Annotated in this window: 21 protein-coding genes; 9 read left to right on the top strand and 12 right to left on the bottom strand. The window is 69.1% G+C overall.

The window, feature by feature from the left end:
- Nucleotides 1-70: 70 nt before the first annotated feature.
- Entirely contained in the window at nt 71-799 is a 729-nt protein-coding gene (locus OH802_RS06230) for an SDR family oxidoreductase (RefSeq protein WP_406026128.1), read from the top strand.
- A 100-nt stretch (nt 800-899) separates the two neighbouring features.
- The gene (locus OH802_RS06225) at nt 900-1,655 is read left to right on the top strand and encodes a D-Ala-D-Ala carboxypeptidase family metallohydrolase (protein WP_406026126.1); all 756 of its coding nucleotides are present in this window, start codon (nt 900-902) and stop codon (nt 1,653-1,655) included.
- A 5-nt stretch (nt 1,656-1,660) separates the two neighbouring features.
- Here the strand turns inward: OH802_RS06225 and OH802_RS06220 are convergent, their stop codons facing one another.
- Both OH802_RS06220 and OH802_RS06215 read right to left on the bottom strand, forming a co-directional pair.
- On the bottom strand, nt 1,661-2,821 hold the full coding sequence (locus tag OH802_RS06220; protein ID WP_406026124.1) for an NAD(P)/FAD-dependent oxidoreductase: 1,161 nt from the start codon (nt 2,819-2,821) through the stop codon (nt 1,661-1,663).
- A gap of 28 nt (nt 2,822-2,849) precedes the next feature.
- Nucleotides 2,850-3,887: a LacI family DNA-binding transcriptional regulator gene (locus OH802_RS06215; protein ID WP_084100324.1), complete on the bottom strand. Its 1,038-nt coding sequence runs from the start codon at nt 3,885-3,887 to the stop codon at nt 2,850-2,852.
- A 122-nt stretch (nt 3,888-4,009) separates the two neighbouring features.
- Here OH802_RS06215 and radA point away from each other — a divergent pair, with 122 nt between their 5' ends.
- Nucleotides 4,010-5,395 (top strand): DNA repair protein RadA, encoded by a 1,386-nt coding sequence (gene radA / locus OH802_RS06210; protein WP_406026121.1) that lies wholly within the window; start codon nt 4,010-4,012, stop codon nt 5,393-5,395.
- 88 nt (nt 5,396-5,483) lie between these two features.
- The gene (disA, locus tag OH802_RS06205; RefSeq protein WP_141801687.1) at nt 5,484-6,566 is read left to right on the top strand and encodes a DNA integrity scanning diadenylate cyclase DisA; all 1,083 of its coding nucleotides are present in this window, start codon (nt 5,484-5,486) and stop codon (nt 6,564-6,566) included.
- Between the two features lie 105 nt (nt 6,567-6,671).
- Here the strand turns inward: disA and OH802_RS06200 are convergent, their stop codons facing one another.
- Complete coding sequence (locus tag OH802_RS06200) at nt 6,672-7,391, bottom strand: hypothetical protein (RefSeq protein WP_406026119.1); 720 nt, start codon at nt 7,389-7,391, stop codon at nt 6,672-6,674.
- A 74-nt stretch (nt 7,392-7,465) separates the two neighbouring features.
- Here OH802_RS06200 and OH802_RS06195 point away from each other — a divergent pair, with 74 nt between their 5' ends.
- Nucleotides 7,466-8,338: an A/G-specific adenine glycosylase gene (locus tag OH802_RS06195; protein WP_406029239.1), complete on the top strand. Its 873-nt coding sequence runs from the start codon at nt 7,466-7,468 to the stop codon at nt 8,336-8,338.
- Nucleotides 8,339-8,477: 139 nt separating this feature from the next.
- Here OH802_RS06195 and OH802_RS06190 read toward each other — a convergent pair whose 3' ends face one another.
- From OH802_RS06190 to OH802_RS06155, 8 genes are all read right to left on the bottom strand, one after another.
- Nucleotides 8,478-11,063, bottom strand: coding sequence for an ATP-dependent Clp protease ATP-binding subunit (locus tag OH802_RS06190; RefSeq protein ID WP_406026117.1), 2,586 nt, complete (start codon nt 11,061-11,063; stop codon nt 8,478-8,480).
- Between the two features lie 216 nt (nt 11,064-11,279).
- The gene (locus OH802_RS06185; protein ID WP_141801691.1) at nt 11,280-11,603 is read right to left on the bottom strand and encodes an Lsr2 family protein; all 324 of its coding nucleotides are present in this window, start codon (nt 11,601-11,603) and stop codon (nt 11,280-11,282) included.
- Nucleotides 11,604-11,726: 123 nt separating this feature from the next.
- Entirely contained in the window at nt 11,727-12,509 is a 783-nt protein-coding gene (locus OH802_RS06180; RefSeq protein ID WP_406026114.1) for a type III pantothenate kinase, read from the bottom strand.
- A gap of 11 nt (nt 12,510-12,520) precedes the next feature.
- On the bottom strand, nt 12,521-13,450 hold the full coding sequence (gene nadC, locus OH802_RS06175) for a carboxylating nicotinate-nucleotide diphosphorylase (RefSeq protein WP_406026112.1): 930 nt from the start codon (nt 13,448-13,450) through the stop codon (nt 12,521-12,523).
- Nucleotides 13,450-15,141: an L-aspartate oxidase gene (locus OH802_RS06170; RefSeq protein ID WP_406026110.1), complete on the bottom strand. Its 1,692-nt coding sequence runs from the start codon at nt 15,139-15,141 to the stop codon at nt 13,450-13,452. The genes nadC and OH802_RS06170 overlap by 1 nt, the downstream gene beginning before the upstream one ends.
- Before the next feature lie 92 nt (nt 15,142-15,233).
- The gene (gene panD, locus OH802_RS06165) at nt 15,234-15,659 is read right to left on the bottom strand and encodes an aspartate 1-decarboxylase (protein ID WP_292650997.1); all 426 of its coding nucleotides are present in this window, start codon (nt 15,657-15,659) and stop codon (nt 15,234-15,236) included.
- Nucleotides 15,656-16,537, bottom strand: coding sequence for a pantoate--beta-alanine ligase (gene panC, locus OH802_RS06160; RefSeq protein ID WP_406026107.1), 882 nt, complete (start codon nt 16,535-16,537; stop codon nt 15,656-15,658). The genes panD and panC overlap by 4 nt, the downstream gene beginning before the upstream one ends.
- Nucleotides 16,537-17,457 (bottom strand): Rossmann-like and DUF2520 domain-containing protein, encoded by a 921-nt coding sequence (locus OH802_RS06155; protein WP_406026105.1) that lies wholly within the window; start codon nt 17,455-17,457, stop codon nt 16,537-16,539. The genes panC and OH802_RS06155 overlap by 1 nt, the downstream gene beginning before the upstream one ends.
- A 301-nt stretch (nt 17,458-17,758) precedes the next feature.
- On the opposite strand from OH802_RS06155, the gene OH802_RS06150 reads away from it, so the two are divergent.
- The 3 genes from OH802_RS06150 to OH802_RS06140 all read left to right on the top strand — a co-directional run bounded on the left by OH802_RS06150 (nt 17,759) and on the right by OH802_RS06140 (nt 21,893).
- On the top strand, nt 17,759-19,174 hold the full coding sequence (locus OH802_RS06150; protein ID WP_406026103.1) for an SDR family NAD(P)-dependent oxidoreductase: 1,416 nt from the start codon (nt 17,759-17,761) through the stop codon (nt 19,172-19,174).
- 4 nt (nt 19,175-19,178) lie between these two features.
- Nucleotides 19,179-20,312 (top strand): acyltransferase family protein, encoded by a 1,134-nt coding sequence (locus tag OH802_RS06145; protein WP_406026101.1) that lies wholly within the window; start codon nt 19,179-19,181, stop codon nt 20,310-20,312.
- Nucleotides 20,313-20,405: 93 nt separating this feature from the next.
- Complete coding sequence (locus tag OH802_RS06140; protein WP_406026099.1) at nt 20,406-21,893, top strand: class I SAM-dependent methyltransferase; 1,488 nt, start codon at nt 20,406-20,408, stop codon at nt 21,891-21,893.
- A gap of 10 nt (nt 21,894-21,903) precedes the next feature.
- Here OH802_RS06140 and OH802_RS06135 read toward each other — a convergent pair whose 3' ends face one another.
- Nucleotides 21,904-23,841, bottom strand: a complete 1,938-nt coding sequence (locus OH802_RS06135) for a glycosyltransferase (RefSeq protein WP_406026097.1) — start codon at nt 23,839-23,841, stop codon at nt 21,904-21,906.
- A gap of 147 nt (nt 23,842-23,988) precedes the next feature.
- Here OH802_RS06135 and OH802_RS06130 point away from each other — a divergent pair, with 147 nt between their 5' ends.
- On the top strand, nt 23,989-26,334 hold the full coding sequence (locus OH802_RS06130; RefSeq protein ID WP_406026095.1) for a hypothetical protein: 2,346 nt from the start codon (nt 23,989-23,991) through the stop codon (nt 26,332-26,334).
- The last annotated feature ends 44 nt before the right edge of the window (nt 26,335-26,378 follow it).

The following is a 26,378-nucleotide window of genomic DNA, read 5'->3' as shown; positions in this document are numbered from 1 at the left end:
ACCTGAGCGGTATAGGTGGCGACCGAGGTGATATTGGAGTGTTTCCCGGCCCCTGACCAGGCTGGATGACATGAGCGAGAACACGATCGCGCTGGTCACCGGCGCAAACAAGGGAATCGGCTACGAGATCGCCGCGGGCCTCGGTGCGCGCGGCTGGAAGGTCGGTGTCGGCGCCCGCGACGACGCCCGCCGGGAGACCGCGGTGGAGAAGCTGCGCGCGAACGGGGTCGACGCCTTCGGGGTGCCGCTGGACGTGACTGACGACGCCAGCGTCGCCGCCGCGACCCAGCTCCTGGAGGAGCAGGGCGGACTGGACGTACTCGTCAACAACGCCGGCGTCACCGGCGGCATGCCGCAGAACCCGACCGAGGTCTCGATCGACCAGATGCGAGTCGCGGTCGAGACCAACGTCTTCGGCGTCGTCCGGGTCACCAACGCGATGCTGCCGCTGCTGCGACGCTCCGCCGCACCGCGGATCGTCAACATGTCCAGCAGCGTGGGCTCCCTCGCCCGGCAGACCGCAACGGACGACCCGCTGGCCGTGGGGCCGATCTCGGTGGCGTACAGCCCGACGAAGACCTACCTCAACGCCGTCACGATCCAGTTCGCCAAGGAGCTGCGCGACACGAACATCCTGATCAACCTTGGCTGCCCCGGATACGTGGCCACCGACCTGAACGGCTTCAGTGGCGTACGCACGCCCGAGGAGGGCGCCCGGATCGCGATCAGTCTGGCGAGCTTGCCCGACGACGGGCCGACCGGCGGTTACTTCGAGGACGCCGGCGTCATTCCCTGGTGATTACATTCACCCGAAATCCAAGTACACGACGCGGAATGCCGTCACTCTAGGGAGCGACTCGGGTCCTCTCGGACCTCTCGGCAAGATAGGAGCTCCACAGATGCGCCTCATTCCACGCCGCCTCGGCACGGTCATCGGTTCTCTCCTCGTCACGTTGGCGACCAGCCTGGTCGCCATCACCTCCACGGCTGCCCCCGCCCACGCCGATGCCTGCTACACCTGGAGCGGCACCCTGCAGCAGGGGTCCTCGGGCAGCGCGGTCACCCAGCTGCAGATCCGGGTCGCCGGATGGGCAGCCTCCGGCACGGTCTTCTCGATCGATGGGTCCTACGGCCCGGCGACGACGACCGCGGTCCGCAACTTCCAGGCCGCCTACGGGCTCTCCGCCGACGGCGTCGCCGGGTCCAACACGTTCAACAAGATCTACGCGCTCCAGGACGACGACTGCACCCCGGTCCACTTCGCCTGGAGCGAGGTCGACGACGTCTGCTACGGAGGCTGGCCGACGCCGATCTCCGGAGTGACGGTCGCGCAGGTCAAGGCCAACCTGATGCAGGCGATGTGGCGCGCCGAGGCGATCCGGCACCGGCTCGGCGACAACCCGCTGCGGGTGACCTCGGCCTACCGCTCGAAGGCGTGCAACGACGCCGTCGGCGGCGCCTCCAACAGCAACCACCTCTACGGCCGGGCCATGGATCTGGTGCCCGGCAGCAGCGCGACGACCATGTGCGGCATTGCGCGAGCCTCACGCCAGTCGTTCCCGCAGGTGCTCGGGCCGGGCTACCCCGACCACAGCGACCACATCCACCTCGGCATCCAGTCGAGCGTCTTCCACAGCGCCTCGCAGTGCTTCTGACCCTCTCAGGGTGACTCGGTGAGCTGGTCGGGATCGGCATCGGTCCCGACCAGCTCGCGGAGCTTGTCGTTGACATCCCAGATCCCGACGTTCATCCCGGCGGTGACCGTCGTACCGCGCCGCCAGTAGGCGATGAACTCGTCACCGTCGGTGTCGCCGCGGAGCAGCACCTCGTCCTCGGGCGCGGAGCGGCCGACGTACTCCATCGAGAACTCGAACTGGTCGGTGAAGAAGTAGGGCTGCCAGTCGTAGGCGCCGCCCTTGCCCAGCATCGACCGGGCCGCCAGCCGGCCCTGCCGGATCGCGTTGTCCCAGTGCTCGACCCGCAATGGGCCGTGCACGGTGTGCTTCGCGAGCGCGGCATCGCCTGCGGCGAAGACCCTCGGATCAGACGTACGCAGCCCCTCGTCGACCACGATGCCGTCGCCGACCTCGAGGCCGGCGTCGGCGGCCAGCGCCGTGGCCGGTGCCGCACCGACGGCGACGAGGACGATGTCGGCGGGGATCGTGCCCGCGCTGGTGCGTACGGCTCCCGGCTCGATCGCCTCGACGGTCGTCCCGGTGTGGATCTCGACGCCGTGGCGGGTGTGGAGGTCGGCGACATGCTCGGCGAGCACCGGGCCGAGGACGTTGAGGAGCGGCTGCGCGGCCGCCTCGAGCACGACCGCCTTCCCTCCGAGCGCGGTCACCGACGCCGCGACCTCGAGCCCGATCCAGCCGCCGCCGACCGTGACGACCCGGGTGCCGGGCTTGATCGCGGCCTTGAGGCGGCGGGCGTCCTCGACGGTGCGGAGGGTCGTCGCGTGCTCGATGCCGGGGATCGGCGGCGTCTTCGGCTCGGCGCCGGTGGCCAGGAGCAGAGTGCCGAACGGCAGCTCGTCGCCGCTGTCGAGCGTGACGGTCCCGTTGTCCAGATTGACGGCGGTCGCGGTGGTGCCGGTGAGGACGGTGACGTCCTTCTCGGCGTACCACGCCTCGTCGTGGGAGAGCTTGAACTCCTTGGCGCCGGCCAGGAAGTCCTTGGAGAGCTGCGGTCGCTCGTAGGGCAGCTCCGGTTCCTTCCCGACCAGGGTCAGACGGCCGGCGTACCCCTCGTCGCGAAGGGTTTCGATGGCGCTGACCGCGGCGAGACCAGCACCGATGACGACGATCTGCTCAGTTCCCATGACGCCATCGTCGCTCGGAAGCCGTGAACTAAGAAGACCCTCGAACGGTCAGGGCGGGTTTCAGCATCACGCCGGGCGCGGCGTAGGACGGGGTGGCGAGCAGTTCCTCGAGCGCCTTGACCAGCTCGCGCGCGGCCTCCTCCAGCGGAGGGCGTACGGAGGTGATGCCCGGCGGCACCGTCTGGGCGACCTGGGAGTCGTCGAAGCCGACGACCGCGATGTCCTCACCGAGCCGCAGCCGCCGCTCGAAGAGCGCGTGGAGCACACCCATCGCGAGCGTGTCGGAGGCACAGACGAGCGCGGTGGGCTCGGTCTCGTCGAGGATCGCGTCGGCGGCGGCCTTGCCCGAGCTGATCGAGTCCTCGGTGCGCGAGGCCAGGCCGGTCGTCGAGAGGCCGTGGGTGTGCATCGCGTGGATCCAGCCGCTTCGTCTCTCCTCACCCAGGAGCGAGTCCTTGTGCCAGCCGATCCAGGCGATCTTGGAGTGACCGCGCTCGATCAGGTGCTCGGTGGCGATCTCGGCACCGTAGGCGAGGTCGACGTCGACCCAGGGGTGCTTGGCGTCGGGCTGGGTCCACGGCCGCCCGAAGGAGACGAACCGCGCCCGCCGCGACTGCAGCCAGGTCGTCTGCTGCCCGCCGAGGTGGGTGTCGGTGACGACGAACGCGTCGACCGCGGTCGACCTGAGCAGCTCGTCGTAGCCGTCGAGCGGGTCGGCGGGGTCACCGTAGAAGAGGAGCACGTGGTAGCCGGTCTCGGCCGCGGCCTCGACGAAGGAGTGCACGAACCGGTCCATCATCGCGTTGGCCGTGCCCTCCTGGAGGGCGGGCATCCTGAGTCCGATCAGGTGGCTCGCTCGCGTCCGCAGGCTGCGCGCGGCGCGGTTGGGCTGGTAGCCGAGCTTGTCGATCGCGTCCTGCACCCTGGCCAGCGTGTCGGCACGCAGCAGATCGGGGTTGTTGACCGCGTTCGAGACCGTCTGCCGGGACACGCCAGCCAGCTCCGCGACGTCCGCCAGGGTCGGCGGAGCGGCCGAGATATGACCGCCGGAACGCGGCACCGCCACGCTCTGCCTCCCTTGATGCCGATGTGGAACTCTGGATCGTTCCAAGCCATGGTAACGAAGGCGGGCCCCCCACGATGCCTTCGGCCCCAGAACTGTCGGTGCCGTGCTCTAAGTTGCTGGGCATGGCTACCGCTCGCTCGTCCAAACGCGCCACCTACCGCTGCTCCGAGTGCGGCTGGGAGACCGCGAAGTGGGTCGGCCGCTGCGGCGAGTGCCAGGCGTGGGGGTCGGTCGCCGAGGCGGCGGCCCCGATCGGACGTACGCAGGCGGCTCCGGTCTCCACCGCGGCGGTGCCGATCGGGACCGTGTCGGTGACCGAGTCGGAGCGGCGTACGTCGGGAGTGCCGGAGCTCGACCGGGTCCTCGGCGGCGGGCTGGTGCCGGGAGCCGCGATCCTGCTGGCCGGCGAGCCGGGCGTCGGGAAGTCGACGCTGCTGCTCGAGGTGGCGGCGCAGACGGCGCGCTACGGACGCCGGGCGCTGTACGTGACGGGTGAGGAGTCCGCCTCGCAGGTGCGGCTGCGGGCCGACCGGACCAACGCGATCCAGGACGAGCTCTATCTCGCCGCCGAGACCGATCTCGGCGCCGTGCTGACCCACATCGAGGAGAGCCGGCCCGAGCTGATCGTGGTCGACTCGGTGCAGACCATCGGCGCCTCCGGGGTCGAGGGCGTTCCCGGTGGGGTGACCCAGGTGCGCGAGGTGGCGGCGGCCCTGATCCGGGTGGCCAAGACCCGCAACATCACGACCGTCGTGGTCGGCCACGTGACGAAGGACGGAGCGATCGCCGGGCCGAGGGTGCTGGAGCACCTGGTGGACGTCGTCCTCCACTTCGAGGGCGCGCGCGACTCCCGGTTCCGGATGGTGCGGGCGATGAAGAACCGCTTCGGCCCGGTCGACGAGGTGGGTTGCTTCGATCTGTCCGCGGAGGGCATCGTCGCGGTCACCGACCCGTCGGGTCTCTTCGTGGAGACCCATCACGTCTCGGTCCCCGGCACGTGCGTCACCGTGACGATGGAGGGTCGCCGGCCGCTGCTCGCCGAGATCCAGGCGCTGACCGTGCTGGGCGCGGAGGAGCGGGCGAAGCGTACGACCTCGGGGCTGGACGGCTCTCGGCTCGCGATGATCCTCGCCGTGCTGCAGCGCCACGCGCGGGTCGGTCTCTCCGGTCGCGACGTGTTCGCCTCGACCGTCGGCGGGGCCCGGATCAGTGACCCGGCCGCCGACCTGGCGCTGGCGCTCGCGGTCGCGTCGAGCCATACCGGCACGCCGACGCCGCGTGGGGTGGTCGCGCTCGGCGAGATCGGCCTCGCCGGCGAGCTGCGCCGGGTGCGCGATCTCGACCAGCGGCTCTCGGAAGCGGCACGACTCGGGTTCACCGTGGCCGTCGTTCCAGCCGATCCTGGAACCCCGGTGCCCAACCGTCCCAATGAGCGCGAAGTCGACGGGATGCGTGTCTTTGAGGTGCACAGCATCGGTGCTGCGCTGGAATTCCTCCGCTTGGTGTGATCGGCTTGGTGACTCGTGGCCGAACGTTCTCGGCATTACGGTTGGATCCACGGTTAGAATCACCCCATCCCACTCCGAAAGGAATCTCGTGCCCGCCGACCGCACCGCGGACTCCATCCGACTGCGCGAGACGCTTGCTCTGATCGCGCCCGGGACACCGCTGCGTGACGGGCTCGAGCGCATCCTCCGCGGCCGCACCGGCGCACTGATCGTGCTCGGCTACGACAAGATGGTCGATGGGATATCGACCGGTGGCTTCACGCTCGACGTTCCGTTCACCTCCACCGGCCTGCGTGAGCTCGCCAAGATGGATGGGGCGATCATCGTCGACGACTCGCTGAGCCGCATCGTGCAGGCCGCAGTCCACCTGATGCCCGACCACACCATCCCCTCGACCGAGACCGGCACCCGGCACCGCACCGCCGACCGGGTCGCGAAGCAGACCGGTCACCCGGTGATCTCGGTGTCCCAGTCGATGCAGATCATCGCTGCGTACGTCGGGGAGACCCGCCACGTCCTGGAGGACTCCGGCCAGATCCTCTCCCGCGCCAACCAGGCACTGGCGACCCTGGAGCGCTACAAGCTGCGCCTCGACGAGGTGGCCTCCACCCTGTCGGCGCTCGAGATCGAGGACCTGGTGACGGTGCGCGACGTGGCCGTCGTGGCCCAGCGCCTGGAGATGGTCACCCGCATCGCCCGCGAGATCGAGGACTACGTGCTCGAGCTCGGCACCGACGGCCGGCTGCTGTCTCTCCAGCTGGAGGAGCTCATCACCGGCGTCGACGCTGAGCGCGAGATGGTCATCCGTGACTACCTCCCCCGCGGCCGCCGCGCCCGCAGCCCCGAGGAGCTGCTGGCCGAGCTCGAGGCGCTCAACTCCGCCGAGCTCGTCGACCCCGCCGCCACCGCCCGGGTCCTGGGCCTCACCACCTCCGACGCTCTCGACGGCGCCGTCGCCCCGCGCGGCTACCGCCTCCTCGCGAAGGTCCCGCGCCTCCCACCCGCCGTCGTCGACCGCCTCGTCGACCACTTCGGCACCCTGCAGAAGCTCCTCTCCGCCAGCGTCGACGACCTCCAGGCCGTCGAGGGCGTCGGCGAGCTCCGCGCCCGCTCCGTACGCGAGGGCCTCTCCCGCCTCGCCGAGTCCACCATCCTCGAGCGCTACGTCTGACGAAGCCTTCGCCGAGGCGTCACCCGCGTCGGCCGAAGCGTCAGCTACGTCGGCCGAGTCGGCACGCCCGTGCCATCTCGGCCGACGGGAGTGACGCCTCGGCGGTCAGTGGACCGGGGAGTCGGGTTCCGTACGCGACAGGGCGGTGCCCGGCTTGTAGAGGCCGAAGGTGGCCGATGACGGCTCGCCACCGAGGGCGGAGGCGACGATCACGAAGAAGTTCGGCTTGACCCACGGGCCGTGGCCGGTGCACTCGCCAGCGACGACACGGCGGCCGGTCCAGGTCAGGGGCAGCGTGGTGACGACGTCGCGACGTACGACGATCTCCTTGGTCGGCACCGCCTTGGCGCAGTCGACCGTCGACCAGACCAGGTCGCCGCCCTTCTGCGAGATCCGCACCTGGAGCGCGTCCGCGGACAGCTTCCAGGTGCACGCAGACGCCTTCACGGTGCGCAGCTGCAGCGGGATCGTGACGTTGTCGTAGGAGTAGGCGTCGGTGACGGCCGGCTCGACGACGATGTCGGAGGGCGAGCACTCGCCGGTCGGCTCCGGCGGCGCGCTGCTCTTCGGCTTCTTGGGCTTGTTGTTGCCGCCCGCGTTGCCCGCCTCCTTCGACGGCTTCGCGCTGGGCGTCGGCGTGACCGTCACGGTCGCCGTGGGCTCGTCGGCCACCGGGGTCGCGGTGTCGTCCGCGCCGTCGGAACCGCTGAGGAAGAACCGCGAGATCCCGACGATCAGGAGCAGGACGATGCTGAGCACCGCCAGCCGCCGGCGCCAATAGACCGAGGCCGGCAGCCGTCCTCCAGTCCTTCTCGAGCGGGCCATAGGCGACACCGTAATGATCCCGTGCCCGGGTTTCGGGGTGCCACTCCGTGGCAATACCTGTCGCACGGCACAATCTGGGTGTGACAGTTCTCCACGACGCCGTCCTGGACTGGTACGACGCCAACGCCCGCGATCTCCCGTGGCGCTCCGCGACCGCGACACCGTGGTCGGTGATGGTCAGCGAGTTCATGCTCCAGCAGACCCCGGTCTCCCGGGTGCTCCCGGTCCACGAAGCCTGGATGGATCGCTGGCCGACCCCGGCCGACCTGGCCGCAGAACCGACCGGTGAGGCGGTACGCGCCTGGGGCCGCCTCGGCTACCCCCGTCGGGCGCTGCGGCTGCACGCGGCCGCCACCGCGATCGTCGAGCAGCACGGCGGTGAGGTGCCGGCCACGTACGACGAGCTGATCGCGCTCCCGGGCGTCGGCGACTACACCGCGGCGGCGATCGCCACCTTCGCCTACGGCAAGCGCCACGTGGTCCTCGACACGAACGTACGCCGCGTCTTCGCCCGGACCCTGAGCGGCGTCGAGTTTCCCGCGCAGTCGGTCAACAAGGCCGAGCGCGAGCTCGCCGCCGGTGTGCTCCCGCAGGACGAGCCGACCGCCGCCACCTGGTCGGTCGCGGTCATGGAGCTCGGCGCCCTCGTCTGCACAGCGGCCAACCCGTCCTGCGCCCGCTGCCCCATCGCCGACCAGTGCGCCTGGCGCGCGGCAGGCCACCCGGCGTACGACGGACCGCCTCGCAAGGTCCAGACCTGGGCCGGCACCGACCGCCAGTGCCGCGGCCGCCTGATGGCCGTTCTCCGCGACGCCGACTCCCCCGTCCACCGCAGCCGTCTCGATGTCGTCTGGTCCGACGAAACCCAACGGCAACGGGCTCTGGAAGGCCTCCTGAAAGACAACCTGGCCACCGAGGTGGAACCAGACTTCTTCGCTCTCCCCTAACCAACCGCCGAAACCGCAGAAATGGCGGACGAAACTCTACTTTCGTCCGCCACAACTAACGACTCGGCCGCCATTTCCCCCTACTCGGAGAAAAGGCAACGCCCCGGCCATAGCGGCCGGGGCGTTGCCTTTTGTCGGACTACTCGGAATCCGGCTTGGGCTTCTCGATGTTCGTCGGCTCGTCCTGGTCGGGGAGCTCGATATCGGAGACGGTCGCACCCTCCAGCGGCGGTACGTCCGGGACGACGGAGCGCTTCTGGCCCTTGAAGGTGAACTGCGCGGCAGGACCCTCACCGTCGACGTCGACCAGTACGATCTCGCCGGGGCCGATGTCGCCGTAGAGCATCTTCTCGGCGAGCACGTCCTCGAGCTCGCGCTGGACCGTGCGGCGCAGCGGTCGAGCACCCAGGACCGGGTCGAAGCCGCGCTCGGCGAGCACCTTCTTCGCGGCCGTGGTGAGCTCGATGCCCATGTCGCGGTCCTTGAGACGGATCTCGACGGCCGCGATCATGTTGTCGACCATCGCGATGATCTGCTCCTGCGACAGCGGCGGGAACACGATGACCTCGTCGACACGGTTGAGGAACTCGGGACGGAAGTGCTGCTTGAGCTCGTCCTTGACCTTGGACTTCATCCGGTCGTAGGAGCCCGCGACGTCGCTGGCCTGGGAGAAGCCCAGGTTGACCGACTTCGCGATGTCCCTCGTGCCGAGGTTGGTCGTCATGATGATGACGGTGTTCTTGAAGTCGACCACGCGGCCCTGGGAGTCGGTCAGGCGACCTTCCTCCAGGATCTGCAGCAGCGAGTTGAAGATGTCCGGGTGAGCCTTCTCGACCTCGTCGAAGAGGACCACGGAGAACGGCTTGCGGCGCACCTTCTCGGTGAGCTGGCCGCCCTCCTCGTAGCCGACGTAGCCCGGAGGCGAACCGAAGAGCCGCGAGACGGTGTGCTTCTCGCCGAACTCCGACATGTCGAGCTGGATCAGCGCGTCCTCGTCGCCGAAGAGGAACTCGGCGAGCGTCTTGGACAGCCAGGTCTTACCGACACCGGACGGACCGGCGAAGATGAACGAACCGCCGGGGCGCTTCGGGTCCTTCAGACCGGCACGGGTGCGTCGGATGGCACGGGACAGGGCCTTGACCGCCTCGTCCTGGCCGATGACGCGCTTGTGGAGCTCGTCCTCCATGCGCAGCAGTCGCGCGGACTCCTCCTCGTTGACCTGCACGATCGGGATGCCGGTCGCGACGGCGAGAACCTCGGCGATGAGCTCCTCATCCACCTCGGCGACCTCGTCCATGTCGCCAGCACGCCAGGCCTTCTCACGCTCGGCCTTCTTGGCGATGAGCTGCTTCTCCTCATCGCGCAGACGGGCCGCGGCCTCGAAGTCCTGGCCGTCGATCGCGGCTTCCTTGCGCTGGCGCACGTCGGCGATCTTGTCGTCGTACTCCCGCAGGTCGGCGGGGGCCGTCATCCGGCGGATGCGCAGGCGCGAGCCGGCCTCGTCGATCAGGTCGATCGCCTTGTCCGGCAGGAACCGGTCGGAGATGTAGCGGTCGGCCATGGTGACCGCAGCGACCAGGGCCTCGTCGGTGATCGTGACGCGGTGGTGGGCCTCGTAGCGGTCGCGGATGCCCTTGAGCATCTCGATCGCGACCGCGATCGTCGGCTCCGGCACCTGGATCGGCTGGAAACGACGCTCGAGAGCGGCGTCCTTCTCCAGGTACTTCCGGTATTCGTCCAGCGTCGTCGCACCGATGGTCTGCAGCTCACCACGAGCCAGCATCGGCTTCAGGATGCTCGCCGCGTCGATCGCGCCCTCGGCCGCACCGGCACCGACGAGCGTGTGGATCTCGTCGATGAACAGCACGATGTCGCCGCGGGTCTTGATCTCCTTGAGCACCTTCTTGAGGCGCTCCTCGAAGTCACCGCGGTAACGCGAACCGGCCACGAGCGCGCCCAGGTCGAGCGTGTAGATCTGCTTGTCCTTGAGCGTCTCGGGAACGTTGCCCTTGACGATGTCCTGGGCAAGGCCCTCGACGATCGACGTCTTGCCGACGCCGGGCTCGCCGATGAGGACCGGGTTGTTCTTCGTACGCCGCGACAGCACCTGCATCACGCGCTCGATCTGGCCTTCGCGACCGATGATCGGGTCGAGCTTGCCCTCGCGGGCGTCCTGGGTCAGGTTGCGGCCGAACTGGTCGAGCACGAGGCTGGAGGAAGGCGCCTCGGTCGAGGTGGTGCCGGTCGACGCGGTCGCGCCGGAGGTGCCGGCCTGGCCCTCCTTGCCCTGGAAGCCCGAGAGCAGCTGGATGACCTGCTGGCGGACCCGGTTGAGGTCGGCGCCGAGCTTCTGCAGCACCTGGGCAGCGACGCCCTCGCCCTCACGGATGAGGCCGAGCAGGATGTGCTCGGTGCCGATGTAGGAGTGGCCGAGCTGCAGCGCCTCGCGCAGGGACAGCTCGAGCACCTTCTTGGCACGCGGCGTGAACGGGATGTGCCCGGACGGTGCCTGCTGGCCCTGGCCGATGATCTCCTCGACCTGGTTGCGCACCGCCTCGAGCGAGATGTCGAGGGACTCGAGGGCCTTGGCAGCGACGCCTTCTCCCTCGTGGATCAGGCCGAGCAGGATGTGCTCGGTCCCGATGTAGTTGTGGGAGAGCATGCGGGCCTCTTCCTGGGCCAGCACGACCACCCGGCGGGCTCGGTCAGTGAACCGCTCGAACATGTACGCATCTCTCCTAAGAATTCTGGGGCGTCACCAAGATTCAACCCCGCAGACAGCCTACGCGTTCCCGACAACACAACGCGATCCGTGCGCTGAGAGCGAACACGCGTTCCGTACGCCGGACAGACGCCGGGTCACAGCCGACCTCACACAAAGGCGGCTGCCGCGCCCCGGAGGGCGCGACAGCCGGACGTTCGGTGCGGTGAGACCAGTTTGTCAGTGAGCCGCTTCGAAAGCCGCTCGGACGTCGGCCGGAATGCGACCACGGTCGGGAACGGTGTAACCGTTGGCCTTCCCCCACTCGCGCATGACCTTCGGGGTCGAGCCACCAGCGGCGGGCGCCTTCTTGGCGCTGCCGCGACGGCCGCTCACCTTCTGGGCGTGGCCGACGAAGAGCGCGAGAGAATCACGAAGCTTTGCCGCATTGGCATCGCTGAGATCAATCTCGTAGGACGTGCCGTCCAGGGCGAAAGACACCGTCTCTGCAGCTTCCGAGCCATCGATGTCATCCTCGAGGATGATCTGAACCTTCTTAGCCATGTTCCTACCTTCACTGCTCTTCTTCACCCGGAAACGGGCCGAATATCGCCATCGCCGTTAAGCGAGATGCCCATAGCATTACATACGATCCGGATGAATCAACAGGTCGGCATACTGAAAAGACTAACGAACGGCATTTCGCTGGAATATGAGTTCCAGTCCTTGCATCGTCAGCCACGGAGAATGCAACGAGAAGCATTTACTCTCGTCGAGAACGAACTCCGCCAGATAGCCGGTCGCAATCACGGTCACTTCCTCGGCGGAGACACCCAGCTCGGCGATGATCCGAGCGACCAGACCTTCGACCTGCGCGGCGACCCCGAAGACCATTCCGGACTGCAGCGCCTCGACCGTGTTCTTGGCGATCACCGACCGCGGGCGGGCGAGCTCGACCTTGCGCAGCTGCGCACCGCGCCGCCCCAGCGCCTCCAGCGACAGCTCGATCCCGGGCAGGATCGCGCCTCCGACGTACTGTCCCGCGGCGTTTACCACGTCGAAGGTCGTCGCCGTGCCGCGGAAGTCGACCACGATCGCGGGGCCGCCGTGGAGAGCGACCGCCGCGACCGCGTTGGCGATCCGGTCGGTGCCGACCTCGCGCGGGTTGTCCATCAGGATCGGGATGCCGGAGCGTACGCCGGGCTCGACCACCACGCTCTCGACCGAGGCGAGATGGCGGGCGATCATCTCGCGCCACTCGTGCAGGACCGAGGGAACCGTCGCGCACACGACCACGCCGTCCACGCTCGCCACCAACGCATCGCCGAGAATTCCCCGCAACAGCGCCCACCACTCGTCGGCGGTGCGGTGCTCGAGCGTGGAGACCCGCCAGTCCGCGGACACGACGCCGTCGGCGATCAGCCCGATGACCGTGTGGCTGTTGCCTATGTTGACGGCGAGCAAAGACATGGCGGGACGCCTCAGCCCTCGGACAGGTCGAAGCCGATGTCGAAGACCTTCACCGAGTGGGTCAACGCACCGACGGAGAGATAGTCGACACCGGTCTCGGCGACCTCGCGGGCCCGGTCCAGGGTCAGCCCGCCGGAGGCCTCGAGCACCGCACGCCCGGCGGTGATCTCGACGGCTTCCTTCATCGTCGCGGTCGACATGTTGTCGAGCATGATCCGGCCGCAACCGGCGTCGAGGAGCGCCTCGAGCTCCTCGAGCGTGGTCACCTCGACCTCGATCGGCACGTCCGGGTAGGCGAACTTCACGGCCTCGTAGGCCTGCACCGCGCCACCCGCGGCGACGATGTGGTTGTCCTTGACCAGCGCCATGTCGGAGAGCGACATCCGGTGGTTGGCGCCGCCGCCACAACGTACGGCGTATTTCTCCAGCGCCCGGAAGCCCGGCAGCGTCTTGCGGGTGTCGAGGACCTGCGCGCCGGTCCCTTCCAGCGCCTCGGTCCAGGCGGCGACGCCGGTGGCGACGCCGGAGAGGTGGGAGGCGTAGTTGAGCGCCGTACGCTCCGCGGTCAGCAGTCCGCGGGTCGGCCCTGCGATCCGCATGATGACGTCTCCGGCCTTCACCTTGGAGCCGTCCTTGACGCGGTCGGTGACCGTGACCGAGTCACCCATGACGTACGCGAAGACCAGCTCGGCCACGCCGAGGCCGGCCACGACGCCCTCCTCACGAGCGGCGAAGACGCCGATCCCGGTCGAGTCGGGGGCGATGGTGGCCACCGAGGTGACGTCCTCGCTGGGCATCTCACCGGGAGCAGACGTGGGCAGGTCCTCGTCGAGAGCCAGCTCTACGGCGTCGTAGACCTCGCCGGCGTCCAGGCCGGCGTTGGTCAGCTCGTCGCGCAGCGACTGCGGGATCTCGTCGAAGGGCACGCGTCGGATGGTCATCAGGCTCCTGCCAGGTTTGACTGGGTTGACTGGGTTGTTTGGGACGGGGTCTGGGACGGGTCGGTCGCTGGGGCCGGGGTGAAGATGGCGACAGTCTCGCCGTCCCGGAGTCTCAGGTCGAAGTGGCCGGCGAACTGGGCGTCGTCGCGCTCGGCGAAGTCCTCGCGCCAGTGGGACCCGCGGGTCTCCTCGCGCAGCAGCGCGGACGTCGCCAGCGCGCGCGAGACGGTCAGCAGGTTGGTCGCCTCCCAGGCGGCCGGGTCGATCTCGGTGGCCGGGGTGCTCCCGAGCTGCTCGAGCTCGTCGATCGCCTCGGCGAGGCCGGTCGCGTTGCGGAGGACTCCGACCTTGGTCGTCATCGTCTCCTGCAGCTGCTTGAGCGCGGTGCCGGGAACGAGCGCGCGCCCGGTGCCGGCACCCGGGGCCGGATCCTCCAGCTGCCGCAGCTCGCCGGGCAGGACCTCGGCGATCCGGCGCGAGAAGACCAGCCCCTCGAGCAGCGAGTTGGAGGCGAGCCGGTTGGCACCGTGGACACCGCTGCAGGCGACCTCGCCGGTGGCGTAGAGCCCGGGCACGTCCGAACGCCCCCACAGGTCGGTGCGTACGCCGCCCGAGGCGTAGTGGCACGCCGGAGCGACGGGGATCAGGTCGACGGACGGGTCGACGCCGTGCTGCTCACACGAGGCGAGGATGTTGGGGAACCGCCTCTCCCAGAACTCACGACCGAGGTGACGGGCGTCGAGCCACATGTTGGGGTGTCCGGTCTCGAGCATCCGCTTCATGATCGCCTTGGAGACGATGTCGCGCGGAGCCAGGTCGCCGAGCTCGTGAACCCCCTCCATCAGCCGGTTGCCGTCCCAGTCGACCAGGAAGGCGCCCTCGCCGCGTACGGCCTCGGAGATCAGCGGCTGCTGACCGCGGGAGTCCTCACCCAGGTACATCACCGTGGGGTGGAACTGGACGAACTCGAGGTCGCGCAGGGTCGCACCGGCCCGCAGCGCGATCGCCATCCCGTCCGCGGTGGCGACGGCCGGGTTGGTCGTCTGCGAGAAGACCTGGCCGAGGCCGCCGGAGGCGAGCACGACGGCCCGGGTACGCACGATCCCGACGCCGTCGGCGTCGCCCTCGCCCATCACGTGGATGGTCAGGCCGGCGACTCCGCCGTCGGCGGCCGTCAGCAGGTCGACGACCATCGCGTGCTCGAAGACCAGGATCTCGGGAGCGCGGCGGACGGCCTCCATCAGCGCACGCTGGATCTCGGCACCGGTCGCGTCGCCGTCGGCGTGCGCGATCCGGTCCCGCCGATGACCGCCCTCACGGGTGAGCGAGAGGTTGCCGGAGGGGTCCTTGTCGAACTCGGCGCCCCACTCGATCAGCTCACGGACCGCTTCGGCGCCCTCACCGACCAGGACGCGTACGGCCTCCAGGTCGCACGCCCCGGCGCCTGCCACGAGTGTGTCGACCTCGTGCTGAGCAGGGGTGTCGCCCTCGCCGAGAGCCGCCGCGATGCCGCCCTGGGCCCACTGCGTCGAGCCGGCTTTGAGCTCGTCCTTGGTGACGACGGCGACCCGCTCGACCTGGTCCTTGAGCCGCAGCGCCGCGGTCAGCCCGGCGATCCCCGAGCCCACCACGATCACGTCTGCCCACTCGGTCCAGCCCGGGTCGCGGGCGGAGAGCAGCTCAATGTTCATGCTGCCCCCTCCGTCGAGGAGGGGAAAGCATACGGAGGCGACAGCATGATGATCTCGTCTGTCGCTCGCTGGCGCTCGCTCATAGCCGCACGCTACTGCGTGAGAACGAGCGGCCCACGCATCTGGTCGGTCCCTGGAACCGGCTCGCTCCTGTCGGAGCCGAGCGCGATGATGTGGTTGGCCTCGTCGACGTGGACGACGTGCGGCTCGAAAGCCTTTGCCTCCTCGGTGGTCATCTGTGCGTACGCGATGAGGATGACCAGGTCGCCGGGGTGGACCAGGTGGGCGGCGGCGCCGTTGATACCGAGTACGCCGCTGCCGCGCTCGCCCGCGATCGTGTAGGTCTCGAGGCGGGCACCGTTGGTGATGTCGACGATGGAGACCAGCTCGCCGGGGAGGATGTCCGCGGCGTCGAGGAGGTCGGCGTCGACGGTGACCGAGCCGACGTAGTGGAGGTCTGCCTGGGTGACCGTGGCGCGGTGGATCTTGCCGGTCATCATGGTGCGCAGACGAGTCATCGGGATGCTCCGATCGTGAGGCTCATGTTGTCGATGAGTCGAGTGGTGCCGACGCGGGCGGCGACGAGGATCCGGGCTTCGGTGGCCGGCTCCGGGTTGGCGGGCGCTGGGTTGTCGGGTAGCGGCGCGAGCGCGGGGTCGGTGACCACGAGGTAGTCCAGGTCGACCCCCTTCGCCCGGCGCAGCTCGGCACGGGCCGCCTGGAGCGCGGCCTCGACTCCGTGGGCGGCCTCGCGCTGCGCGGCGTAGAGCGCCCGCGACAGCGTCGTCGCCTCCTCCCGCTGCTCGGGCGAGAGGTAGCGGTTGCGCGAGGAGAGGGCCAGGCCGTCGGGCTCGCGCTGTGTCGGCGCGCCGACGACGTCGACGCCGAGGCAGAGGTCGGCCGACATCCGGCGGATCAGCGCGAGCTGCTGGTAGTCCTTCTGACCGAAGACGGCGACATCGGGCTTCACCAGCCCGAACAGCTTCGCGACGACGGTGAGCACACCGCCGAAGTGACCCGGCCGGGTCTTGCCCTCGAGCACGTCACCGAGCTCACCGGGGGCCACGGTCACCTGCGGCAGCCCTCCGGGATAGACGTCGTCCACCGACGGCGCGAAGACGACGTCGACGCCCTCACGCTCGCAGACCTCGAGGTCGGCCTCGAGCGTGCGGGGGTAGCGGTCGAGGTCCTCCCCCGCACCGAACTGCAGCGGGTTGACGAAGATCGACACGACGACGGGGCCGCCGCCGACCCGCTCGCGGGCGACGCGCATCAGCGACGCATGGCCCTCGTGGAGGGCGCCCATGGTGGGCACGAACCCCACGAGAGTGCCCTCGCGGCGGGCGGGGTCGAGGAGCTTCGCGAGCTCCTCGCGGGTGGATGCGATCTCGCTCATCACTGGTTCCAGGTGTGGATCGGACGCGGCAGGGGCTGCACGGCTGCACGATCCGCCTCGTCGAGCAGGTTCTTGATCTTGAGCGCCCGGATGGGCAGCAGCCGCCCGTCGGAGACGGCCCGGTCGAGCGTGGCCCGCGCCATGGAGACGTACGACGCCAGGGTCTGCGGAGCGTTGGTGCGGATGTCGTCGAGGTGGGCTGCCACCGTGCCGGCGTCGCCGCGGACGATCGGGCCGGTCAGCGCGGCGTCGCCGTGGTCCAGGGCGTTGTCGAGGGCCGCCGTCAGCAGCGGCCGCAGCGTACCCGCGGGGTCGGTGGCGCCGGCGGCGGCGAGGATCTCCATCGCCTCGGTGACCAGGGTGACCAGGTGGTTCGCGCCGTGGGCGAGCCCGGCGTGGTAGAGCGTCCGCATCTCCTCGGGCACCCACATCGGCTTGCCGCCGAGGTCCTGGACCAGTGCCTCGGCGAAGGCCCGGTCGGCGGGAGTGGCAGCGGTCAGGCCGAAGACGCAGCCGGTGAGGCGGGCGAGGTCGACCGAGGTGCCGGAGAAGGTCATCGCCGGGTGGACGGCCATCACGTGGGCGCCGATCGCGGCGGCCGGCTCGAGGATCGCCAGGCCGTGGCGGCCGGAGGTGTGCGCGACGTACATCCCGGGCCGGATGGCACCGGCATCCGTCATCGTCTTGACGACGTTGCCGAGCATGTCGTCGGGGACGGTGAGAAGTAGGAGGTCGCACGCGCGAGCGACAGCGGTCGGCTTCTCGACCGGGACCCCCGGGAGAAGAGCGGCGATCCGCGCACGGGAGGCATCGGACTCTCCGGCCACCGCCACGATCTCGTGACCTGCGGACTGCAGCGCGGCTGCTAGGACGGCCCCGACGCGACCCGCGCCGACGACGCCCACCCTGAGTGGGTTCATGGTTGTAGACCTTTCGTTCCAGTCCCTCCGACCACTCCCCCTTGTGAGCGGAGCCGGGATGGGTACCAGACGTTGTGCCTGCCTCCTCGGCCACCGTGACCGAGACGAAACAAAGGTACGCCGCCCGACACTCATCCGAAACACCACGATGCCGTGACTGCCATCACACCGGCGTACGGCCGCCGCGGATCACACGGTGAACCAACGGCTGGGTATCACCTCTCCCCCAGCATTGGAGTCATTCGCGGGCATCGTGGAAGAATCCACGGCTCCTCGTCATCTACCAAAGGGTCAGAGTTCAGTGCTTCGTAACGTTGCCGTGCTGCTTGCCGGCGGTGTGGGCTCCCGCGTGGGTCTCGACATCCCGAAGCAGCTCATCAAGATCGCAGGCATGCCGATCATGGAGCACACCCTCGGCGTGCTCGACCGCCACCCGCAGATCGACGAGATCATCATCCTGATGGCCCCCGGCCACCTCGACGCCGTGCACGCGATGACCCGCGACGGCCGCTACCCGAAGGTCTCCAAGATCCTCGAGGGCGCCGACACCCGCAACGAGACGACCAAGCTCGCCCTGGCCGCCCTCCCTGAGGGCGAGGACTGCAACGTACTCCTCCACGACGCCGTGCGCCCGCTGCTCAGCGAGGACGTGATCACCGACTGCTTCAAGGCGCTGGTGACCTACCAGGCCGTCGACGTCGCCATCCCGTCCGCGGACACGATCATCGAGCTCAACGACGACAACACCATCTCGCAGATCCCGGACCGCTCGCGGCTGCGCCGCGGCCAGACCCCGCAGGCCTTCCTCGCCTCGACGCTGAAACGGGCCTACGAGATCGCCGACCAGGACCCTGAGTTCCGGGCGACCGACGACTGCAGCGTCGTGCTGAAGTACCTGCCCGACACCAAGATCTGGGTGGTCGACGGTCACGAGCAGAACATGAAGGTCACCGAGCCGATCGACGTCTACATCGCCGACAAGCTCTTCCAGCTCACCGCTCACCAGCAGTTCCCGCAGAAGGACGAGGCCGACTACCGGGGGGCCCTCGAGGGCAAGAACATGGTCGTCTTCGGTGGCAGCTACGGCATCGGCGCCGACATCGCGGAGCTGGCCGAGTCCTACGGCGCCAACGTCGCCTCCTACAGCCGCTCGGCCACCAGCACCGACGTCGCCAAGCGCGCCGACATCGTCGCCGCGGCCGCTGACGCCGGCAAGCGCTTCGGCTCGATCGACTTCGTGGTCAACACCGCCGGTGTGCTGCCGCGCGGCGAGCTCGCCACCGTCTCGGAGGAGACGATCTACAACGCGACCGAGATCAACTACATCGCGCCGGTCCTGATCGCGCAGGAGTTCTTCCCCTACCTCGCCCGGGCGAAGGGCTCGCTCCTCTTCTTCACCTCGAGCTCCTACACCCGCGGTCGCCGCGGCTACGCGCTCTACTCCTCCGCGAAGGCAGCCACGGTCAACCTGACCCAGGCCCTCGCCGACGAATGGGCCGACCAGGGCGTACGCGTCAACGCGATCAACCCCGAGCGCACCGGCACCCCGATGCGCACCAAGGCGTTCGGCCAGGAGCCGTCCCACACGCTCCTGGAGTCGAAGGCCGTCGCCCGGGCGTCGCTGGACACCCTGATCGCGTCGAGCACCGGCCACGTCATCGACCTGCGCCGCATCGACCCGATCCAGGAGGCCCTGGACGCTGCGGCGGGGAACTGACCCGATGACCAGCACCCCGACCGCGCCCGCGGACACGGCCCCGGCCTCCGCACCCGCCCCCGAGCCCAAGAAGAAGGCCGTACGCCGCTCCCGGCTCGGCGCGCTCGACGCGCTCCGGTTCATCGCGGCGGCCGTCGTCGTCGGCTACCACCTCACCGGCATCGCGACCCCTTACTGGGGTGTCGACCCCCGGGAGGTCTTCCCGACCCTCAACCACGTCACTCGCTACGGCTACCTCGGCGTGGAGCTCTTCTTCATCATCAGCGGCTTCGTGATCCTGATGACCGCGTGGGGTCGTGACCTGCCCCGGTTCGTCTCCTCCCGCGTCGCCCGGCTGTTCCCGGCCTACTGGGTCGCCGTCATCATCACGCTGATCCTCCAGGCCTACTGGAAGGGCGGCCGCGACCAGGGGTTCGTCGGCGGCCTGATCAACATGACGATGACCCAGGACGCCTGGGACGTACTCAGTGCCCAGGGTGCCTTCTGGACGCTCTGGATCGAGCTCAAGTTCTACCTGCTGATCGGCGTCTTCCTGATCGTCGGGATCACCAAGCAGCGGGTGATCGCGGTCGTGTTCCTGTGGCCGCTGCTGGCCCAGATCGCCCGCGCGACCGACTCCGGCATGCTCAACTCACTCCTGTTCGCCGAGTACGCCCCGTTCTTCGCGATGGGCATGGCGCTGTTCCTCATCTACCGGTTCGGCAACTCGTTCATCGCCTGGCTCGCGGTGGCCTACAACGTGATCCTGGGCATCCGTCAGGCGACGGAGTACGCCGATCGGGCCACCGAGCTCGTCGGTGCCACCGTCTCGCCCGTGGTCACCGGTTGGGCGATCGTGGGGTTCGCGGCGCTCGTCTGGCTGGTCTCGGCCGGCCCACTGGGCCGGGTCGAGGCGCGCTTCCTGACAACGCTCGGGGCGCTGACCTACCCGCTCTACCTGATCCACGCGCAGTTCGCGTTCTGGATCATCGACGAGTTCCACGGCCGCTACGACGAGTACGTCGTCCTGGCCGCTGCCGTCTCGACCGCCCTCGTCCTGGCCATCGCGCTCCACTACCTCATCGAGCGCCGCCTCCACGATCCGGTCCGCGACGCCGTCTTGCGTGGTTTACGGGAGACTCCGCAGCAACAGCGCTAATGTCGCTCCATGCTGACCCGAGGCCGGCAGAATCGCGGCGCTGCGGTTCAGCCCCGACACATCAATCCCTCCCGAGTGCGTCTCCGCCAGGAGATGGCACGCTTCGCCAAAGGCACCAAGCGTGGCATGCGTGTCCTGGACGCCGGGGCGGGCCGCTCGCCCTACCGGAAGCTGTTCAAGCACGCCCAGTACGAGGCTGCTGACTTCGCTCAGCTGAGCTCGGCGTACGCACCGCTGGACTACGTCTGCGACATCACCGACATCCCGGTCGATGACGGGCGCTTCGACCGGGTGATCTGCAACCAGGTCCTCGAGCACGTGCCCGAGCCGGAGAAGGCCATCGCGGAGCTCTTCCGCGTGCTCAAGCCGGGCGGGCGGATCTTCCTCTCCGCGCCCCTCTTCTTCGCCGAGCACCAGAAGCCCTACGACTTCTTCCGCTACACCCAGTTCTCGCTGCGGAAGATGTTCGAGGAGGCAGGCTTCGAGATCGCCAGGATGAACTGGCTCGAGGGGTATTTCGGGACGGTCGCCTACAGCTATCAGATGATGGCGAAGAACCTCCCCGCGAGCGTCGGCGAGCTCCGCGGGCGCGGTCTGCGCTGGAAGCTCGCCTACGTCGCCCCGATCGTGCTCCTCAACCGGAAGCTCGCGGTCCGGCTCAGCCGTCTCTACGCGCGGCTGGAGGTCTCCGGTCGCCGCTTCGAGCGCGGGATGCCGAAGAACTACGTCGTCGTCGCGCGCAGGCCCGTCGAGGGGACGCCATCCGCATCGAAGCAGCCCGAGGTCGAGACGAAGACCCAGACGAAGGCCGCCCCGACCATGGCCGAGCTCCAGGCCGAGGTCGAGAGGCTGAGGACGGAGACCGTACGCACCCGGGAGTCCGTACGCGACCCGCTGGCCGACCTCGCGCTTCCGGCCGAGGTCCGCACCGTCCTCGACGGGGTCCGCGCCGAGCACCTGACCTACCTCAAGCCCGAGAACCTGCAGGTGCTCGCCCGCCAGGTGCTGGACGCCGATATCCAGGACCGGCCCGGCCTGATCATCGAGACCGGGGCGGCGCTCGGTGGCTCCGCGATCGTGATGGCTGCGGCGAAGGACCCGAAGCGGCCGATGAGGGTCTACGACGTCTTCGGGATGATCCCGGAGCCGTCCGAGCGCGACGGCGACGACGTGCACAAGCGCTACCAGAAGATCGTCAGCGGCACGTCGAAGGGGATCGGCGGGGAGACCTACTACGGCTATCGCGACAACCTCTACGACGAGGTGGGCGACTCATTCACCAGGCACGGGATCGATCCGGCGCAGCACAACGTCGAGCTGGTGCAGGGCCTGTTCCAGGACACGCTGAAGGTCGACGAGCCGGTCGCCTTCGCCCACCTCGACGGTGACTGGTACGAGTCGACGATGACGTGCCTGGAGCGGATCGTCCCCCACCTGGTCGTGGGGGGACGGATCGTGCTCGACGACTACTTCCACTACAGCGGGTGCCGCGACGCTGTCGACGAGTACTTCAAGGACCGTCCCGGCTTCCGGCTGGAGCGGCGTACGAAGCTGCACGTCGTACGCACGGCCGGAGCCTGACGCCCGCCGGTCAGCGTCGCTGCAGGTGAAGGACGTCGTTCGGACCGAACGACACCTCGAAGTTCGGGCGCACCTCGCGGGGCCGGCCGAGCTTGGTCTCCCAGTTCCAGTTGTGGACCGTGAACCGGAGCCGTAGGTCGAGGTTGCGCGCCTTCTCCGAGAACTCCTCGAAGACCTCCGCGAGGTCGAACCTGGAGGCGAGCCGGAACTCGCCGCGGCCCTCGGGCGAGACCTCGAGCGGCAGCGCGGCCACCTCGCCGGTCTCGTTGCAGACCGCGTCGAGGGTGACGATGCGGTCCGCCATCACGCCCTTCGGCCACTCGCCCATCACGGTGAGCATGGCGTCGAAGCGGAGCGTACGAGAGTCGCGGAAGGCGGCCGAGCTGGCCTGAGTGCGACCCAGCCGGCTGGCCGGACCCGGCAGCCGGGTCGCGACGCCCTCGGGCATCGGGCGCGCCCAGCCGAGGGCGTGGACGTCGAGCCGGGCGCGTGCCTTCTCGATCCGGCCCGGTCGCTGCGCGACGGCGCCCTCGAAGGCGACCCGCCAGTCCTCGAGGAAGGCGCGCCAGTCGTGCTTGCTCGCCTTCTCCAGGGCCTTGCGGGACATCTCGGCGACCTTCTCGGGGTCGTCGATCATCTGGATGCAGCGCTCGGCGACCGCGTCCATGTCCTCGGCCTCGACGATGTAGCCGTCGACACCGTCGCTGATCTGCTCGCGCGGACCGTAGTTGATGTCGTAGCTGATCACCGGGCAGCCGAAGGAGAGCGACTCGAGGGTCGCCAGCGGGTAGCCCTCGTTGACGCTGGTCATGATGAAGCCGGTGGCGTGCAGCAGCGCCTCCTTGGCTCGCGGGTCGTGGCCCATGAGCTGGACGTTCTTGCCGACGTCGAGGGTCTCGATCAGGTCGGCGAGCGGCTTGTAGAGCTTGCCGTCACCGTAGATCTGGAACTTGGCCTCCGGCCGCTTCTCGATCACCTTCGCGAAGGCCTTGATGGCGTGCTCGAGGCGCTTCTGCGGCTCGAGCCGAGCGACGGTGACGAACGTCGCCGGCTCCCGCTGAGGCATCGTCTCGGGCAGCTCCGGCAGCTCGACCGGGTTGGGCACGACGAACCGGTGCGAGGTCGAGCCGTAGCGCATCGCGAGGTGCTCGGACTGACGATGGGTCAGGTTCACCAGCGCGTCGTACTCGTGGATGTTGTCGAGCAGCGGGGCGTACTTGCCCGAGAGCTGGGAGTTCCAGCGGCGCTCCTTCACGACATGGTTGTTGTGCATGAGGTGGAGGAAGTAGAAGCGGTCGTCCTGGCGGGGCATGACATCACGCAGCGCGAACCGGGAGTCGGTCACGAAGAAGACCCGCTCGGCGTCACCGGCGAGCAGCTCGAGCCAGTGCCACAGCCAGCCGCCGACGGTCTCCCACGACCGGATCGGACGCCCCTCGGCGTCGGTGAGGATGTAGGGCACCCGGGACGCGGCCGGGGCACCCGGACCCGGCGCCCGCAGGTAGATCGACCCGTCGGCGCGACGGTAGTCACGCGCCAGGTCCTTCCCCGACTGCGAGTGGGCGGTGTAGTAGACCGTGCCGTCGGGGTGCAGTACGTCCGAGGTGGTCGTGCCGGCCACCTCACCCAGCTGGCCACCGAGCGCGGCCACGGACTCGTCCGGCGCGTCGGTCGGGGTGTTCAGCCGGTACCACTCGTAGAGATTGAGGAGGTCCATGCCCTCGACCAGCTGGCCGGAGTCGCGCAGCACCTCGCGCACCTCGTCGTAGACGGGCTTCGACTCGGTCGTCAGCAGCGTGGTCGGGATCCCGGTGTGCTGCGTGATCAGGCGGTTGCGCATGATCATCGCCCGCGTCTGTCCGCCGAACTTGGTCGCGATCTCGTTGCACATCGTGAGGTAGCGGCCCTCGGGGAACGCGACCTGCTCGTGGGGGTTGGGGATCGGCATGCGCAGAGATTAGTCGGCGTCTTTGGGGATTGCCGATTCTTCGGGCAGGATATCCGGCCTGGATCATAGGGGGAAACGTGTGAACGGACCGCGAACATCGCGGCCCCGCCCGACGACACTGCGTCGAACCATCAATGAAGGAGTCCCATGGCCAGCCCAGCTCGACGACTCGCTCGCCAGCTGCTTCCCGAGCGCCTGCGTCAGAGCCTGACCGCTCGCGTCCCGTCCATCTCGGAGGGTGCGCCGCAGGACTCCAAGCCGGCGCCGATCTCCATCGAGGTCGAGCCGCTCGTCGTCGCCGCTGATCTCGACGGTGCGGTCAACGCCGCCGGCGGCGGCTTCTACGAGCGCGCCTGGGCCCTCTTCCAGGGCATCCCGGTCGAGGAGTGGGCCGCCAAGGCCGCCGACGAGTACGTCATGTCCGGCCTCCACGTCGACCCCGACGCGACCCGCGCGACGCTGCGCGAGCTCGCCGAGTCCGGCGCTTCGTACGTCCCGGGGCGCGCGTGGCTCGCGATGACCAGCCGCGTCTTCGGCTTCGGCGACCAGGAGCTGGCCCGCAGCCTCTACGCCCGCCTCGACGAGGCCGTCGGCGACGGCACCAACGGCGACACCAAGTGGGTCGTCGAGAGCCGTGACTGGCTGCGCCCGTGGGTCGCCGCAGACAACGACGAGCCCGACGCCCCGGCCGCGCCGGAGGGCACCGTCTCCTACGCCGTCGTCGACTACGGCCACCCCGGCCGCTCCCGCGCCTCGGCCAACATCGGCGACCACGTCCAGACCGTCGCCTCGCTCGGTCACGTGGTGCGCCACCGCGACCTCGAGTTCACCGGCGAGTCCGAGCTCGACGAGCTGGCCAACCGGCTGCGCGAGCGGGTCCGCCCCGAGCGCGTCCGTGAGGGCCTGTCCGCCAAGGTCCAGCTGATGACCCTCCAGCGTGACGCGTCGATGTACCAGCCCGTCCCGAAGGACACCTGGATGCTCGGCTTCGGGTGGTACATGCACCCGATCTTCGAGATGCGCTACGGGATGCCGTTCCACAAGAACCTGCGCCCGATCTTCGTCTCGTTCCACTGCAGCACCCGCGCCATGATGACCGACGAGACGATCGAGTACCTGAGGAAGTATGCCCCGATCGGCTGCCGCGACTGGACGACCGTCGACATCCTGCTCTCCGTCGGTGTGCCCGCCTTCTTCTCCGGCTGCCTCACCACCACGGTCTCGACCGTCTTCCCCGACGCCACCGAGCTGCCCGGCCCGGACGCGCCGGTCGGCTACGTCGACGTCTTCGACGGCAGCATCCCCGAGGGTGCCCCGACCTACGCCCAGGGCGGCCTCGACGAGGTCCGCTTCCGCCCGTTCGTGCGCAACATCGACGACGCGATCACGATGCTCGAGGGCTACCGTCGCGACCACCGCAAGCTGGTCACCAGCCGCCTGCACTGCTACCTGCCCGGTCGCAGCATCGGCATCGACATCGACTTCCGCCCGAAGAACCTCTCCGACCCGCGCTTCGCCGGCCTCAACCCGCTCACCCCCGCCGAGTTCGACGGCATCCGGGAGAGCATGAACGACCGGCTCGAGACGATCCTCACCAAGATCTTCTCCGGCGCCAGCGTCGAGGAGGTCTACACGCAGTGGCGCGAGATGAACGCCGCCGAGGTCGAGATCGCTCGTGAGCGCCGGGCCGGCGCCCGCAAGGTGGGCGAGCTGGTCAGCTCGATCGCCGAGGACGTACGCAGCAACTCGGTCAGCACCCCGGAACAGGTCCCGGCCGACGCGATCCACGTCGCCGTCTCGGCCCGTCCGAAGCAGCGCCCGAAGCTGCGCCGGCTGATCAAGTCCATCGCCGCCCACTCGTCCCGTCCGGTCCACCTGTGGGTCCAGACCGGTGGCACCGACCTGCGGCTCGACGAGCTCGCCCGGCCGGGGATCACGCTCAGTGCGCTGGACGTGTCCGGCTTCGACGGCATCAAGCAGCCCGACGGCAGCACGCTCCCGATCGGCCAGGTCGAGCGGCTCGTGGTCGCCGACCTGCTCCCCGACGTCGACAAGCTCGTCATCCTCCCGGTCTCCGCCGTGCTGACCGAGGACATCGCCGGGCTCGCCGACACCGACCTGGAGGGCAACCTGGTGGCTGCCGCCGACGTCGTCGGCACGCGCGCGGTCAGCGGTTTCCAGCAGATCCACGCCGCCGCCAACAAGCAGGCCGAGCGCACCACCGAGGCGGCCGAGCTGCGTCGGGACGGCCACCAGCGGCACGCCTTCGACTTCGACGCCTTCGACATCGACGTGCTCGTGCTCGACGCCGCCCAGTGGCGCACTCAGGACCTGCTCACCTCGCTGGCGCCCTATGTCGAGACGTACGGGATGACCTACCGCAACGTGCTCCTCCTCGAGGTCGGCCCGCACCGCGCGGTCCTGCCGGAGCGCTGGAACGCGATCCCCGGCAAGACCTCGGTGGCCAAGCCGGCTCTCGCCCGGCTGCCGTGATCCTGGGCTGACCCCCGAAAAGCAGCGATGGCGCGCCCCGCAAC

Origin of the sequence: Nocardioides sp. NBC_00850, from assembly GCF_045207335.1 — a bacterium.
In the GTDB taxonomy this organism is placed as follows: domain Bacteria; phylum Actinomycetota; class Actinomycetes; order Propionibacteriales; family Nocardioidaceae; genus Nocardioides.
This window is presented reverse-complemented; position numbering and strand designations above follow the sequence as displayed.

Bases quoted from the DNA above. Each gene is read 5' to 3' on its own strand.
- radA (WP_406026121.1), top strand. From the start codon at position 4,010: ATGGCTACCGCTCGCTCGTCCAAACGCGCCACCTACCGCTGCTCCGAG.
- OH802_RS06170 (WP_406026110.1), bottom strand. From the start codon at position 15,141: ATGAACATTGAGCTGCTCTCCGCCCGCGACCCGGGCTGGACCGAGTGG.
- OH802_RS06190 (WP_406026117.1), bottom strand. From the start codon at position 11,063: ATGTTCGAGCGGTTCACTGACCGAGCCCGCCGGGTGGTCGTGCTGGCC.
- OH802_RS06140 (WP_406026099.1), top strand. From the start codon at position 20,406: ATGGCACGCTTCGCCAAAGGCACCAAGCGTGGCATGCGTGTCCTGGAC.
- OH802_RS06185 (WP_141801691.1), bottom strand. From the start codon at position 11,603: ATGGCTAAGAAGGTTCAGATCATCCTCGAGGATGACATCGATGGCTCG.
- OH802_RS06220 (WP_406026124.1), bottom strand. From the start codon at position 2,821: ATGGGAACTGAGCAGATCGTCGTCATCGGTGCTGGTCTCGCCGCGGTC.
- OH802_RS06145 (WP_406026101.1), top strand. From the start codon at position 19,179: ATGACCAGCACCCCGACCGCGCCCGCGGACACGGCCCCGGCCTCCGCA.
- OH802_RS06135 (WP_406026097.1), bottom strand. From the start codon at position 23,841: ATGCCGATCCCCAACCCCCACGAGCAGGTCGCGTTCCCCGAGGGCCGC.
- panD (WP_292650997.1), bottom strand. From the start codon at position 15,659: ATGACTCGTCTGCGCACCATGATGACCGGCAAGATCCACCGCGCCACG.
- panC (WP_406026107.1), bottom strand. From the start codon at position 16,537: ATGAGCGAGATCGCATCCACCCGCGAGGAGCTCGCGAAGCTCCTCGAC.
- OH802_RS06180 (WP_406026114.1), bottom strand. From the start codon at position 12,509: ATGTCTTTGCTCGCCGTCAACATAGGCAACAGCCACACGGTCATCGGG.
- OH802_RS06130 (WP_406026095.1), top strand. From the start codon at position 23,989: ATGGCCAGCCCAGCTCGACGACTCGCTCGCCAGCTGCTTCCCGAGCGC.
- nadC (WP_406026112.1), bottom strand. From the start codon at position 13,450: ATGACCATCCGACGCGTGCCCTTCGACGAGATCCCGCAGTCGCTGCGC.
- OH802_RS06200 (WP_406026119.1), bottom strand. From the start codon at position 7,391: ATGGCCCGCTCGAGAAGGACTGGAGGACGGCTGCCGGCCTCGGTCTAT.
- OH802_RS06155 (WP_406026105.1), bottom strand. From the start codon at position 17,457: ATGAACCCACTCAGGGTGGGCGTCGTCGGCGCGGGTCGCGTCGGGGCC.
- OH802_RS06225 (WP_406026126.1), top strand. From the start codon at position 900: ATGCGCCTCATTCCACGCCGCCTCGGCACGGTCATCGGTTCTCTCCTC.
- OH802_RS06230 (WP_406026128.1), top strand. From the start codon at position 71: ATGAGCGAGAACACGATCGCGCTGGTCACCGGCGCAAACAAGGGAATC.